Annotated in this window: 15 protein-coding genes; 9 read left to right on the forward strand and 6 right to left on the reverse strand. The window is 64.6% G+C overall.

From position 1 onward, the window contains the following. Window positions 1-52 precede the first annotated feature (52 nt). From FRF71_RS03320 to FRF71_RS03330, 3 genes are read left to right on the forward strand one after another with little or no spacing between them, the layout of a single operon-like run. Complete coding sequence (locus tag FRF71_RS03320; RefSeq protein ID WP_147089229.1) at window positions 53-394, forward strand: c-type cytochrome; 342 nt, start codon at window positions 53-55, stop codon at window positions 392-394. Beyond that, window positions 391-1,788 carry a D-arabinono-1,4-lactone oxidase gene (locus tag FRF71_RS03325; protein ID WP_147089230.1) on the forward strand — a complete coding sequence of 466 codons (1,398 nt, stop codon included), beginning with the start codon at window positions 391-393 and terminating at the stop codon, window positions 1,786-1,788. Before FRF71_RS03320 ends, FRF71_RS03325 begins: the two co-directional genes overlap by 4 nt. Further along, window positions 1,785-3,029 (forward strand): alanine racemase, encoded by a 1,245-nt coding sequence (locus tag FRF71_RS03330; protein ID WP_147089231.1) that lies wholly within the window; start codon window positions 1,785-1,787, stop codon window positions 3,027-3,029. The genes FRF71_RS03325 and FRF71_RS03330 overlap by 4 nt, the downstream gene beginning before the upstream one ends. Here FRF71_RS03330 and FRF71_RS03335 read toward each other — a convergent pair. The 3 genes from FRF71_RS03335 to FRF71_RS03345 form a co-directional block, all read right to left on the reverse strand. Further along, window positions 3,026-4,024, reverse strand: coding sequence for an inorganic phosphate transporter (locus FRF71_RS03335; RefSeq protein ID WP_147089232.1), 999 nt, complete (start codon window positions 4,022-4,024; stop codon window positions 3,026-3,028). The two genes, FRF71_RS03330 and FRF71_RS03335, sit on opposite strands and share 4 nt — an antisense overlap. 23 nt (window positions 4,025-4,047) lie before the next feature. After that, entirely contained in the window at window positions 4,048-4,695 is a 648-nt protein-coding gene (locus FRF71_RS03340; protein ID WP_147089233.1) for a DUF47 domain-containing protein, read from the reverse strand. 107 nt (window positions 4,696-4,802) lie between these two features. Then, complete coding sequence (locus FRF71_RS03345) at window positions 4,803-5,774, reverse strand: magnesium and cobalt transport protein CorA (protein ID WP_147089234.1); 972 nt, start codon at window positions 5,772-5,774, stop codon at window positions 4,803-4,805. A 115-nt stretch (window positions 5,775-5,889) separates the two neighbouring features. On the opposite strand from FRF71_RS03345, the gene FRF71_RS03350 reads away from it, so the two are divergent. The 4 genes from FRF71_RS03350 to FRF71_RS03365 all read left to right on the forward strand — a co-directional run bounded on the left by FRF71_RS03350 (window position 5,890) and on the right by FRF71_RS03365 (window position 9,642). Continuing rightward, window positions 5,890-7,374: a flavin-containing monooxygenase gene (locus tag FRF71_RS03350; protein WP_147091504.1), complete on the forward strand. Its 1,485-nt coding sequence runs from the start codon at window positions 5,890-5,892 to the stop codon at window positions 7,372-7,374. Window positions 7,375-7,426: 52 nt separating this feature from the next. Continuing rightward, window positions 7,427-8,188, forward strand: a complete 762-nt coding sequence (locus FRF71_RS03355) for a competence/damage-inducible protein A (RefSeq protein ID WP_147089235.1) — start codon at window positions 7,427-7,429, stop codon at window positions 8,186-8,188. Window positions 8,189-8,195: 7 nt separating this feature from the next. Then, a complete protein-coding gene (locus tag FRF71_RS03360) occupies window positions 8,196-8,741 on the forward strand; it encodes a hypothetical protein (protein ID WP_147089236.1) in 546 nt (181 codons plus the stop codon). 139 nt (window positions 8,742-8,880) lie between these two features. Beyond that, a complete protein-coding gene (locus tag FRF71_RS03365) occupies window positions 8,881-9,642 on the forward strand; it encodes a hypothetical protein (protein ID WP_147089237.1) in 762 nt (253 codons plus the stop codon). Window positions 9,643-9,649: 7 nt separating this feature from the next. Here the strand turns inward: FRF71_RS03365 and FRF71_RS03370 are convergent, their stop codons facing one another. From FRF71_RS03370 to rplK, 3 genes are all read right to left on the reverse strand, one after another. Continuing rightward, window positions 9,650-10,027 carry a cupin domain-containing protein gene (locus FRF71_RS03370; RefSeq protein WP_147089238.1) on the reverse strand — a complete coding sequence of 126 codons (378 nt, stop codon included), beginning with the start codon at window positions 10,025-10,027 and terminating at the stop codon, window positions 9,650-9,652. Window positions 10,028-10,125: 98 nt separating this feature from the next. Then, window positions 10,126-10,824, reverse strand: a complete 699-nt coding sequence (rplA, locus tag FRF71_RS03375) for a 50S ribosomal protein L1 (protein WP_147089239.1) — start codon at window positions 10,822-10,824, stop codon at window positions 10,126-10,128. 4 nt (window positions 10,825-10,828) lie between these two features. Beyond that, the gene (gene rplK, locus FRF71_RS03380) at window positions 10,829-11,260 is read right to left on the reverse strand and encodes a 50S ribosomal protein L11 (RefSeq protein ID WP_147089240.1); all 432 of its coding nucleotides are present in this window, start codon (window positions 11,258-11,260) and stop codon (window positions 10,829-10,831) included. 242 nt (window positions 11,261-11,502) lie between these two features. On the opposite strand from rplK, the gene FRF71_RS03385 reads away from it, so the two are divergent. Both FRF71_RS03385 and FRF71_RS03390 read left to right on the forward strand, forming a co-directional pair. After that, window positions 11,503-12,219, forward strand: coding sequence for a CPBP family intramembrane glutamic endopeptidase (locus tag FRF71_RS03385; RefSeq protein WP_147089241.1), 717 nt, complete (start codon window positions 11,503-11,505; stop codon window positions 12,217-12,219). Between the two features lie 95 nt (window positions 12,220-12,314). Continuing rightward, on the forward strand, window positions 12,315-13,370 hold the full coding sequence (locus FRF71_RS03390; protein WP_147089242.1) for an aspartyl protease family protein: 1,056 nt from the start codon (window positions 12,315-12,317) through the stop codon (window positions 13,368-13,370). Window positions 13,371-13,389 lie beyond the last annotated feature (19 nt).

The following is a 13,389-nucleotide window of genomic DNA, read 5'->3' on the forward strand; positions in this document are numbered from 1 at the left end:
TGACAGAAATATAGCTATAGCTAGATTTCGTTCTGAAGGAAGGGGAGAATCGATGCGCCGACTGCTTTTTGCACTGCCTTTGGCCCTGGCGGCTTGCGAGGCACCTCCTCAGCCGCTGACCCCCGAGCAAAGCGCCGCGCTGAAGCCCGCCGATGCTAGGCTGGCGGCGCTGTACGAAGGCTCGTGCAAGGCCTGCCACACGGTCGCGGATTCGGGCGCGCCGCTAACGGGCGACCGCACCCAGTGGGACGCCCGCTGGGCCAAGGGTGAGGATGTACTGCTGCAACACGCCCAGGTCGGGTTCGGAGCCATGCCGGCGGGCGGGCAGTGCTTTACCTGCACGCCGGCCGACCACGCCGCGCTGATCCGCTTCATGGCGGGGCGCACACAATGACGACTCGGCGCAAGGTCCTGCTGGGCGGCGCAGGCGTGCTGGCGCTCGGCGTAGGCGGCCTGGCCGGACGGCGGCTGTGGCTCGATCGCGAGCCTGCCGCCCTGCCCGCAACCGACGCACAAGGCCGCATGGTCTGGCAGAACTGGTCCGGGCTGGAGCATTCCTATCCAGCCCTGCGCGCCGCGCCCGCCAGCGATGCCGAACTCGCCGAACTGCTGCGCACCGCGCCCGCCCCGATCCGCCCGGTCGGCGCCGGGCACAGCTTTACCGCGTTGGTTCCGACCGAAGGCACGCTACTCTCGCTGGACCGGATGACCGGCCTGGTCAGCCACGAAGCTGGCGCGATGACTGCAACCGTGCGGGCCGGGACGCGCCTTTCTGCGCTTGGTCCGGCGCTGGCCGCGATCGGGCAGGAGATGCCCAACCTGCCGGACATCAACAAGCAGACCATGGCGGGCGCAATGGCGACGGCAACGCACGGCACCGGCAAGGGCCTGACCGCGCTGCATGGCGAAGTTACAGCGCTGAAGCTGGTTACGCCCGCAGGCGAAGTGATCGAATGCAGCCGCGACAGCCGGCCAGAGCTGTTCCATTCCGCGCGCGTCGGGCTTGGCGCCTTCGGGGTGTTGACCGAGGTAACGCTTGCCAACAAGCCAATCACGCGCGTCCGCAAGGAAGTGCGGCTGGTCGATACCGATGCCCTGTTGCGGGACTGGCCGGCGCTCGCCGCGCGGCACCGCAATGCCGAGTTTCTGGTCCTGCCCTTTACCGGCAAATCGGCGCTGATCACCCATGATGTGACCGACGAGCCGGTCCGCCCGCGCGGGCCGGACCAGGACGCCGACACGCTGATGAGCCTCAAGACCCTGCGCGATGTCTTCGAGTTCACGCCGGGCCTGCGCAAGCAGCTGGCCAGCGCCGCGCTGGAGGACATTCCGCCCGAAATCGCCATCGACGAAGGCTGGAAGCTCCTTTCCAACGAACGCCCCGTGCGGTTCAAGGAAATGGAATACCACGTGCCGATCGATCAGCAGGTCGGCGCGCTCAAGGAAATCATCGCCCGGATCGAGCGCGACGCAACCGACGTATTCTTCCCGATCGAAGCGCGAATCATTGCGCCCGACGATGCCTGGCTTTCGCCCTTCTACCAGCGCGAAAGCGGATCGATTGCGGTCCACGCCTATTACAAGGAAGCGCATGACTGGATGGCGCGGCTGGTCGAGCCTGTGCTGCGCGAGGCAGGCGGGCGGCCGCACTGGGGCAAGCTCCATTCGCTCAGCGCGAAAGAGCTCACCGCACTTTACCCGCGATTTGCCGAGGCCAATGCGGTGCGCCGCAGCCTTGACCCGCAGGGACGGATGATGAACCCCTTCCTGCAGAAGATTTTCGGATGAAGCGGCGCACGGTCCTGATCGGCTGTGCGGCCCTGGCTGGGGCGGGCCTGATCGCGCTGCGTCCGGCGGAAGGAGGCGGAATGCACGATGCCTATTTTGCGGGGCTGTCCGCCGCGCTGAAGCGCGCCGGGCTGATGCACCCGGTGCTGGTGATCGACCGGCAGCGCCTTTCCGCCAATATTGCGGCGATCCGCAGCCGGGTGACGGCGGGCAAGTTGCCCTTGCGGGTCGTCGCCAAGTCGCTGCCCTCGCCGGGCCTGCTCGGCGCGGTGATGGCGGGGATGGGCACCCAGCGGATGATGGTGTTCAGCGCCGAGATGCTGCTGCAACTGCTGCCGCTCCACCCTGAAGCCGACTACCTGATGGGCAAGCCGCTGCCGGCATCCGAATTCGCGCGGGTGATCGACAAGGGCGGAGCCGGGGCTGGTTCCAAGGTCCAGTGGCTGATCGACACGCCCGAGCGGCTCAAGGCCTATGGCGAAGTGGCCAAGGCGCGCGGCCTGAACTGGCGCGCCAGTCTGGAGATCGATGTAGGCCTGCATCGCGGCGGCTTCACCAATCCAGAGGCAGTCAAGGCGGCCGCGGCTTCGGCCGCCAGCCACGGCGCAACCATCGCCGGGCTGATGGGCTATGACCCGCATGTCCCTAAGATGCCCAGCCCCGATGGTGCCTTCGCCAGCGCGCAGGAAGTGTATCGCACGATGATCGCGGCACTGCGTGAAGCCGGGCTTGATCCCGCCAAACTGACGCTCAACACCGCCGGCAGCCCGACCTTCTCACGCCACTGCGCCGGGACCGTGGCGAACGAGGTTTCGGTCGGCTCGGCCTTCGTCAAGCCGGGGGACTTTGATTACGACGATCTGGGCGCGCTCCAACCCGCCGCCTTTATCGCCACGCCGGTAATCAAGGCCAGCGCCGATCAGAACCTGCCCGGGCTCTCGGCCATGTCCGGCCCGCTCCACTGGTGGGACCCGAATACCCAGCGCGGGTTCTTTATCCACGGCGGGCACTGGCTGGCCAAGCCGGTCTCCCCGCCGGGGCTTGAGTATTCCAAGCTATTCGGCCGCTCGTCCAATCAGGAACTGCTGACCGGATCGCGCAAGGTGGAGCTGAAGGTTGACGACCACGTCTTCCTGCGCCCCGACCAGAGCGAGGCGCTGTTCCTGCAGTTCGGCGACATAGTGCTTTACGATGGCGGCGACATCAGCGGAACCTGGCCGACGCTGCCGATCAGCGCCTAGAACATGTGCGTCAGGGTATAGAACAGCGCGCCGACGGCGGCACTGGCCGGGATCGTGATGAACCAGGCTATGACCACACGGCCCGCCACGCCCCAGCGCACCGCGCTGGCCTTGCGGGCAGCACCAGTGCCGATCACCGATCCAGTAATGGCGTGGGTCGTTGAAACCGGAATACCCAGCGCGCTGGCACTGAACACCACGATGCTGCCCGCCGTGCTGGCGCAGAAGCCGGTGTGATGGTTGAGCTTGGTCAGCTTGGTCCCCATCGTCTTGATGATGCGCCAGCCGCCGGACATCGTGCCCAGCGAGATCGCCAGGTAGCAGGCAATCACCACCCAGGTTGGCGTGTGATAGTCCCCGCTCAGGTTGCCGGTTGAATAGAGCAGGACGGTGATGATCCCCATGGTCTTCTGGGCATCGTTGCCGCCGTGGCTGATCGAATAGGCGGCCGAGCTGACCAGGTGCAGCGATTTGAACACCCCTTCGGCCCGTCGCGGCTGGAATCCCTTGAACAGCCAGGATGTGATCAGGACCATCAGCATGGCCAGGGCAAAGCCGATCATCGGTGACAGGAAGATCGCAACGATGGTCTTGGTGGTACCCGAGCTTTCCACCACGCCAAAGCCGCCGTGCGCCATGCCAGCGCCCAGCAACCCGCCAATCAGGGCATGGCTGGATGACGAGGGAATGCCCTTGATCCAGGTTACCACATTCCAGAACATCGCCCCGATCAAGGCGCCGAACACCACGGCCGGAGTGACCATGTCCTTGTCGATAATGCCCTTGCCAATCGTATCGGCTACATGCAGCGGGACCAGCCAATAGGCCAGGAAGTTGCCAGCCGCCGCGAACAGCACCGCGGTCACCGGACTGAGCAGGCGCGTTGAAACCACGGTGGCGATCGAATTGGCCGCATCGTGCAGGCCGTTCAGAAAGTCGAACGCCAGGGCCAGGACAATCAGGCCGACGAGCAGCGGATAGGCCAGCTCATGCATGGCGAAGGTTCCTTGTCCGGGCCTTAGCCGTGGTCGATCACGAGGCTGTCGATTTCATTCGCGACATCCTCGAAGGCATCGGCGATCCGTTCGAGATGCTTGTAGATCTCGCGGCTGACCATGAAGGCCAGCGGATCGCTCTTGGCCTTCTGCGCCTGGAACGCGGCGCGCATCCCGGCATCGTGCAGGCCATCGACCTGGCCTTCCAGCTGGACCATCCGCGCGGTCAGTTCGTGCAGGCGGCGCCCCTGGCGCTCGACATCGCGCAGCAAGGGCAGCGATTCGGCGATCAGCCTGCAGGCATCGAGCACGACCCGCGCCATGTCCTGCATCTGGCTGTCATAGGTCGTCACCTCGAACAGTTCGATCGCGCTGGCGGTCGCATTCATTTCATCGATGGTATCGTCCATCGCCCCGATCAGCGCGGTAATCGCGCCGCGATCGAAGGGCGTCAGGAAAGTGTGACGCACCTCGTGCAGCACTTCGCGGATCACTTCGTCCGCGGCGTGTTCCTGGTCGCGGATCGTGCGCAGCAGCTGCGCACGATCGCCTTCACCGGCAGTCAGGCTGACCAGCGCTTGGGCCGCACTGACCATGGTCGCGCCATGGCGTTCGAACAGGACAAAGAAGTCGCCCGACTTGGGCAACAGGCGCTGGAACCAGCCAAACATTTCCGCGAATCCCCCGATCCGATTGTGACCGTTCTATGACAGGCGTGCGACAACCGTAACAGCGGCTTTTGGTTGTATCCGTGCCGCTGTCCACAGCGCGGGCAGCGCTAAAGCCAGTCGATCTGCCGGAAACGCAGCCACAAGCCGCCGCAGATCGCGGCGATCACGGCCATAACCGCGGGATAGCCCCACGGCTGGCGCAGCTCGGGCATATAGTCGAAATTCATGCCATAGATCCCGGCAATCGCGGTTGGCACCGCCAGGATCGCGGCCCAGGCGGCAAGCTGCCGGGTCATCATGCCCTGGCGATGCTGCTCGAGCAGGCTGGCGGTTTCAACCACCGAGGCGAGCGTTTCATTAAGCCCCGCAATCCGCCGCATCGTGCGGTGCATGTGATCAAGCACATCGCGGTACCAGACCCGCGCGCTGACATCGATCACCGGCAGATCGGTGGTGGAAAGCCGCTCGCAAACTTCCTCCATCGGCCCGACGATCCGGACAAAGCGGCGCAGCTGGCGGCGCAGGCGGAAAATCCGGCGAATGGTCGAAGGCTCGGGGAAGGCGTCGATCGCGCGCTCCTCGATCGTCTGGACCGCTTCTTCCAGTCGCTCCATAATCGGGTGATAGCCATCGACCACGAAGTCGAGAATGGCATGAGCGACATAGTCCGGCCCCTCGACCAGATGCTCGGCCGCCGCCTCCACCCGGTTGCGGACCAAGCTGTGATCGCGCTCTGATCCGAACCGCACCGTGGCAATGAAATCGCGGCCCAGGAACAACGCGGTCTGGCCATAGGCGATCTTGTCGCCCTCCTCGATCGCGGCGGTGCGGGCGACGATGAACAGCTGCTGCCCATAGGCATCGACCTTGGGCATCTGCATCGGGTTAAGCGCATCTTCGACGGCGAGCGGGTGAAGCCCGAACTGCGCCTGAAGCAGCGCCATTTCCGCCGCATCGGGCGCATAGAGCCCAATCCAGTCAAAGGTCCCGGCGGGCAGATCGCCGCGCGGCTTGCCGTCGAGCGGCAGATCGGAGAGGGCAACCCGCCCTCCGGCGTAACGGCGCGATGCGATGATCATTGCCAAGCTCTGCCAAAGCGGCATGATGCTGGCAATCCCGGCTCACTTGAGTTAAGCGGGCGGTTAAACTGACAAAGATGTCAATTGCTGGTGGGAGACCAGGTTCATGAACGCGATGTCGCCGGTTGAAGAAGTGCTTGATTTCCTGATCGTGGGGGCCGGAATCTCCGGCATTGGCATGGCGGTGCACCTGACCAGGGACTGCCCAGGCAAGCGTTATGCGATTCTTGACCGGCGCGACCAGCTGGGCGGAACCTGGGACCTGTTCCGCTATCCCGGTATCCGTTCGGACAGCGACATGCACACGCTGGGCTTCTCGTTCGCGCCGTGGAAGCACGAAAAGTCGATCGCCGATGCCCCGGCGATTCTTGAGTACCTCAACAGCATCACCGACGAATATGGCCTGCGCCCCAACATGCGTTTTGGCCTGAAAGTGGTCAGCGCCGATTGGGACAGCGCAGCCGCGCGCTGGACCGTGGTGACCGAAGACAAGGACGGCAAGCAAGGCCGCGTTCTGACCCGCTTCCTGTTCCTGGGGGCGGGCTATTACGATTACGATGAGCCCTATGATGCCAATTTCCCTGGCCGCAAGGACTTCAAGGGCCAGGTGATCCACCCGCAGTTCTGGCCGGACAATCTCGACTATCAGGGCAAGAAGGTGGTGGTGATCGGCTCTGGTGCGACGGCGGTGACGATCGTGCCGGCCATGGCGAAGTCCGGCGCGGGCCATGTCACCATGCTGCAGCGCACGCCGACCTGGATGGTCAGCCGCCCGGCCAAGGACCGCTTTGCCAACACTCTGCGCAAATTCCTGCCTGAGAAGGTCGCCTATGCGATCACCCGGGCCAAGAACATCTTCCTGCAGGACCTGACCTTCAAGCGCGCCCGTTCGGCCCCTGACAAGGTCAAGGACTTCCTCGAAAAGCAGCTCAAGGAACACCTTGGCCCGCAATACAACGCCGCCGATTTCACCCCGCCCTACAATCCGTGGGAGCAGCGGCTGTGCCTGGTGCCCGATGCCGACTTTTTCGAAGCGATCAAGGCCGGCCAGGCCAGCATTGTAACCGACCACATCGAAAAGTTCGACAAGACGGGGATCCAGCTCAAGTCGGGCCAGCACCTTGATGCCGATATCATTGTCACCGCGACCGGCCTGAAGCTGGCGATGGCCGGCAAGATCGCGGTTGCGGTGGATGGCGCGCCGGTCGATTTCTCGCAGCACTACTATTACCGCAACTGCATGTTCTCGAACGTGCCGAACCTGATTTCGGTGTTCGGCTATGTCAACGCGAGCTGGACCTTGCGGGTCGACATCGTCGGTGAATTCGTCACCCGGCTGGTCAAGCAACTGGATGCGATCCATGCCCAGGTCGCGATCCCGGTCCTGGCCAAGGAAGACGAGCCGGAGGCCGAGGACATCTTCGCCGATTTCTCGTCGGGCTATTTCCAGCGCAGCAAGCACATCCTGCCCCGGAACGCGCCGAGCCTGCCGTGGCGGATCAACCAGGAATACCGCAAGGACCGGCTGGACATGCGGCAGGCCCCGCTTGACGACGGGATCCTGCAATTCCGCCGCGTGCGCGAAACGGTTGACGCCTAAGTCGACCAAAGGCCCGATTGCGCGAGGGACGGCTTTCGCCTAACCCGCCGACATGGCTGACACTTCGCGTACCTGGACCGCCGCCCTGCTGGTTATCGGCGACGAGATTCTCTCTGGCCGGACTCAGGACAAGAACGTGGCGCAGGTTGCCGCCTGGCTCAACGTCCAGGGGATCCGGCTGAAGGAAGTGCGGGTCGTCGCCGATGACGAGGCGGCGATTGTCGAAGCCGTCAACATCCTGCGCGCGCGCAACGATTACCTCTTCACCACCGGCGGCATTGGCCCCACCCACGACGATATCACCGTCGATGCCATCGCCGCCGCGCTGGGTGTGGACGTGGTGATCCACCCCGATGCCCGCGCGATCCTGGAACGCTATTACGAAACCCGCGGCGGCCTCAACGATGCCCGGCTACGCATGGCCCGCGTGCCGGCTGGGGCCGACTTGATCCCGAACCGGATGTCAGGCGCGCCGGGGATCAAGATCGGCAACGTGTTCATCATGGCCGGCGTCCCTTCGATCACGGCCGGCATGCTTGATGCGCTGACCGGGACGCTGGAGGGCGGCCTGCCCGTGCTCTCGGCGACAGTTGGCTGCTGGGTCCCCGAAAGCGAGATCGCCGATCTGCTGCGCCAGACCGAGAGGGACCACGAAGGCGTCGCGATCGGCTCCTATCCCTTCTTCCGCGAAGGCCGGGTCGGCGCGAACTTCGTGATCCGCAGCACCGATGCTGCCCAGCTCGAAACCTGCTCCGCCGCGCTGGCGGCGGGTCTGGCAGCGACCGGCCGCGAGGCCGTGCCCGGCGGGATCTGAGCTACCCATGAACCGCATCCTCCCTTCGGCGGCGCTGGCCGGGCTGACCGCCTGCGCAATCCAGCCAGCCGCTCCGGTTGAGGGGCTGGAGCGCATGCTTGCCAGCCATGACAGCGCCACCGCCGCGCTGGAGCAATGGTGCGAACAGCAGGGCCTTGCCAACCCGGCCCGCGTGATTGCCGAGCAGGTGCCGGGACAACTGCTCGAGGAGCCGGGTGACCTGCGCAGTCTGCTCGCAGTTCCGGCCAGCGAACCGCTTGGCAGCCGCCATGTCCGACTAACCTGCGGCGATCGCCTGCTGAGCCAGGCGCAAAACTGGTACGTGCCGAGCCGCCTGACGCCGGAAATGAACGCGGTTCTGGCCAGCAGCACCACGCCCTTTGGCAAGGTCGCCGCCCCGCTGGGTTTCCGCCGCGAACTGATCGAGACGCGGCGCGGCGCGGGGCTGGATTGCCCGGCCGGCACGGTCCTGTTCCAGCGCGCTGTCCTGCGCCTGCCCGATGGCCGCCCACTGGCCCACGTGCTTGAATGCTATGCTGCCTCTGCGCTCTAAGTTTCACGTTAACTTAACCACGCTCCTTAACCCCACGATGGGACAATGCCGAATGCATCGTTGAGGCGATTCAACCAGGTGGTAACGGCTGGCGCATCCGGGGTCGCACCTGTTTGGATCTCAGCAAGGAGCTTTCACCGTGGCTATTAACTTCGCCCGCAATTCCGGCATCGTCGAAAAGCGCCGCGCCGCTCGCGCGCCCCTGGGTATCGATGCCACGATGCGCGAGCGCGGCCGCACCGCCTTTGACGTGAAGGTGCTGACCTTCTCTGCTTTCGGCTGTCAGATTGCTGGCTTTTACCCAGCGGCGGCCGATCACCAGGCCTGGCTCAAGCTCCCCGGCCTCGAGAGCCAGTCGGTGACGGTGATCTGGAACAATGGCCAGCATATCGGTGTCGAATTCGAATACCCGCTGCATCCCAGCGTGGCCGAACGCTATCTCCCCGCCGCCGGCAGTCACGCCGCGGTCTATGCCGCCACGCATCCGGCAGCCAACGACCGCCTGATGTCGCGGCGGGAGCAGATCATGGCCGGAATTGCGGCCTCAGACTTCTCGCCGCTGCAGCGCCGCAAGCAGCCGAGCGGGCTGGGAATGTTGGGCAAGATCACGCGGATGACGGTCCGCAATGCCGACCACCGCACCGAGCCGCGCTATGGCGAAAACCTTCATCAGGGCCCGAGCAAGGTGCTCATCGATGGCGATTCCGGTTCGGTACGCAATGTCTCGGCCAGCGGCCTGCGGGCCTTTATGCCGCATGTGCTCGACCGCGAAATTGGCGAAAAGGTGCCAGTTGAGTTCGAAGGTTTCGCACCGATCAAGGGCCGGATCGTCTGGATGAACCAGACCGAGCTCGGCATCAGCCTGCCCGCGCAGACAATCGAACTTTTCGACGCCGTATAACCGGCGATCAGGGTGCCGCCACGCTCTGGCGCGGTGGCACGCCCTTGTCGACCACCAGCGTAATGACCACGCGCGCGGGCTCCGCGCCGTGGTTTGCGCCATTGTGGGCCACCCCGCGCGGCATCGTGAAGCTGTCACCCGGCTCCAGCACCGTCGTCTTACCCTTGATCCGCAATTCGAGCCGGCCGGCCGTGACATAGGCCACTTCTGTCCCCGGATGGACGTGCCACCCGCTCTCACCGCCGACCGGGAACTCCCGGCTTTGCACGATCACCTGCTGCGCGCGGGCGCGCGGCACGTCGATCTGGGCATGGGTCTGCGGGGGCGCGGCCGGCGGCGCGGCAGCCGTTCCGGCGGCCAGGGCCATGATCATCGCCAGTCGCATCGCATCCTCCCCTTTGACCCGGGCAGGATGGCACAAAGCAAAAGGGCCGGGAAGGCTTACCCTCCCGGCCCCTCTGATCTGGTAAGCTCAGGTTCGGCTTAGGCGCCGTGGACCTGCGCAACGTCGAGCTTGAGGCCCGGGCCCATCGACGAGGACAGACCGGCCTTGCGCAGGTACTTGCCCTTAGCGCCCGACGGCTTGGCCTTGACCACAGCATCGACGAAAGCGTCGAAGTTGGCCTTCAGGGCTTCGTCGCTGAAGCTCATCTTGCCGATACCGCCGTGGATGATGCCGGCCTTTTCGACGCGGAATTCGATCTGGCCGCCCTTGGCAGCCTTGACCGCTTCGGCGACGTTCGGGGTGACGGTGCCGAGCTTCGGGTTCGGCATCAGGCCCTTGGGACCCAGCACCTTGCCGAGACGGCCAACCAGACCCATCAGGTCAGGCGTAGCGATCACGCGGCCATAGTCGAGGTTGCCGTTCTGCATGTCTTCCAGCAGGTCTTCGGCGCCAACCTTGTCGGCCCCGGCGGCGAGCGCGGCTTCCGCCTTGTCACCGCGAGCGAAGACCGCAACCTTCACGTCCTTGCCGGTGCCCGAGGGCAACACGACCATGCCGCGGACCATCTGGTCAGCGTGGCGCGGATCGACGCCAAGGTTGAGCGAGACTTCGACGGTTTCGTCGAACTTGGTGGTCTTCAGCTCGCGCAGCAGCTTCAGCGCATCGTCAAAGCCGTGCACGGCCTGATTGTCGCCCAGCTTTTCGGCCAGCATCTTCTGCTTCTTGGTTTGTGCCATGTGATTAGCCCTCCACGACCTGCAGGCCCATCGCGCGCGCGGAGCCTTCGATGATCTTCGTTGCCGCTTCGATGTCGTTGGCGTTGAGATCGGCCATCTTGACCTGGGCAATCTCGGCCAGCTGCGAGCGCTTGATCGTTCCGGCGGAAACCTTGCCCGGCTCCTTTGAGCCCGACTTCAGGTTGATCGCCTTCTTGATCAGGAAGGTGGCAGGCGGGGTCTTGGTAACGAAGGTGAAGCTGCGATCCGCATAGACCGTGATGATGGTCGGGATCGGCATGGCGGGTTCAAGGTCCTGCGTGGCGGCGTTGAACGCCTTGCAGAATTCCATGATGTTCACGCCGCGCTGGCCCAGGGCCGGACCGATCGGCGGCGACGGGGTCGCCTTGCCTGCAGGAACCTGCAGCTTGATATAGCCTTCAATCTTCTTGGCCACGATGGGCCTCCTTTCTTCCTATCAGCCCGGAAACCCGGGCTTCAGAGTAAGCGGTCAAACGAAGGGCCGAGGCCCTTCTCCCGCACGGAATCGCCGGGCCGGGGCCCGCCGAAGCGCCGCCACTTAGCCCTCCGCACCGGAAATGCAAGCTTTTTGCTGGTGCAAACGCAGTAACGCTGATTGCACCAACGCCATCCGGTCCATAGAGATTCTGCACGACGCCAGACGGGTAAGGAGGAACCATGACCGATACTGCGCGGCCGCTGGGATGGGGTCGCTTCTTGGTTCAGCTCCTGACCGTCGCGGCGATCTATCTGGCAGGCTCGGCTCCCCCCATCCTGATCCTGGGCCAAACCTCTGCCGGGTTGGCGCTTTCTGCCGCAACCGGGGTCGGCGGCGGATTGCTGCTGGCCTGGTGGTGGCTGCGCCGTGATGGTGCTCTGGCGGCGGCTTTTGCATTGCACCGGCCCCGAAGCTGGCTCCAGGCCTGGGCCATCGGGCTGGCCAGCGCAGGAGCCATCGTCCTTTGGTTCCAGATCGGGGTTCGCTTGGTGCAGTGGGCCGGCTTTGCGCAGGTCGACGTCAGCGCCGTGATGACGCAGGTCACCGCAAGCCCGCTCTCGCTTATGCTCTGGGTCGTGTTGGTTGCCTGGTTCGCTGCTGGCTTTGGCGAGGAAATGATGTGGCGCGGGTTCCTGTTGGATCGCCTGACCCGCCTGCGCGGCATCAAGGGGCGACTGTGGCTCGCCATCGCCATTCAGGCCGTGCTGTTCGGCCTGCCGCATGCCTACCAAGGCTGGGGCGGCGTGATCGTTACGACCGTGGTCGGCGTCTATTTCGGGTGGCTGCGCACCCGCACCGGGTGGAATCTGTGGCCGTTGATCCTTGGTCATGGCTTGGTCGATTCGTCCATGATGATAGCCGGCTATGCTGCTCGCCACGGCTTGCTACCGCTCTGACCAACCAAGGGGCTGGCCCGTTGGGCAGCAGCAGACCGACCCTCGTCGAGCCAAGGTGGCCGAATTCTGGCCAACCCGCTAAACCTATTGCCACCATGCAAAACCGCAGTCGCACAACATTCTTCGGAGCCATCGCGCTGGTCGCATCGATCGCGGCCGTCCAAGCCAGTGCTGCGCGTGAGCGCAAGCCGATCGACCCCGCTTACAAGATGCCGCCGCTGGCCCCCGCGGTGATTGACGACAACCTGGACATCGGCGGCGAGGAGATTGCCGCGCGCAAGCTGCGCTCGCGCCTGACGGTGGAGGTCGGAGTTAACGGCACTGGACCTTACCGCTTCGTGGTCGATAGCGGGGCAGATAGTTCGGTGATCGGCTCACGCCTTGCGTCCGCGCTGCGCCTGCCGCCAGGCCGACCTGCGCTGCTCAACGGCATTACCGAGAGCCGCCGGGTCGAGCGGGTGCTGGTTGATGCACTGCAATTGGGGCCTTCGGCGTTCAGAGATCTCGAACTACCGAGGCTTGATGAGCGTGACATCGGCGCGACGGGCATGATCGGGCTCGATGCGCTGGTCGAGCAGCGGCTGATGCTTGATTTCGAGAAACGCAAGATCAGCGTCGACGATGCCAAGAAGCCGGCTCCGCGGATGGATGGCGAGATTGTCGTCACAGCGCGGTTGAAGCGCGGACAGTTGATTCTAACCCAAGTCAGCGCCAACCGCCTGCCGCTTGATGCCGTGGTTGATACCGGCTCCGAGATCACGATCGGCAACATGGCGCTGCGCAACCAGATCGTCCGGCGGCATCAGGCTGTGCTCGAACCGATCGAGGTGATCGGGGTGACTGGCAAGGCGATCAAGCTGGAAATGGCGACAGTGCGGGAGCTGCGCGTTGGCGGCGTGATCATGAACAACGTGCCAGTCGCCTTCGCCGACGTGCCGCCGTTCGAAGTCTTCGGGCTGGAGGCGAAGCCCGCGCTGCTGCTGGGTACCGACCTGATGGAAAACTTCCGCAAGATCAGCTTGGACTTCAAGGCCCGAAAAGTCCGCTTTCAGCTGCGCAGCTGCGCGGCGCAGGGCATCATGATCAACACACAGCGCGGCAACAGCCGGATCGGCGCGGAAAAAGGCAATGCGGCGGTCTGCAGCCGCTAGGCAGCGGCAGACGAAGGCG

It is taken from the genome of Novosphingobium ginsenosidimutans (assembly GCF_007954425.1).
Classification (GTDB): Bacteria; Pseudomonadota; Alphaproteobacteria; order Sphingomonadales; family Sphingomonadaceae; genus Novosphingobium; species Novosphingobium ginsenosidimutans.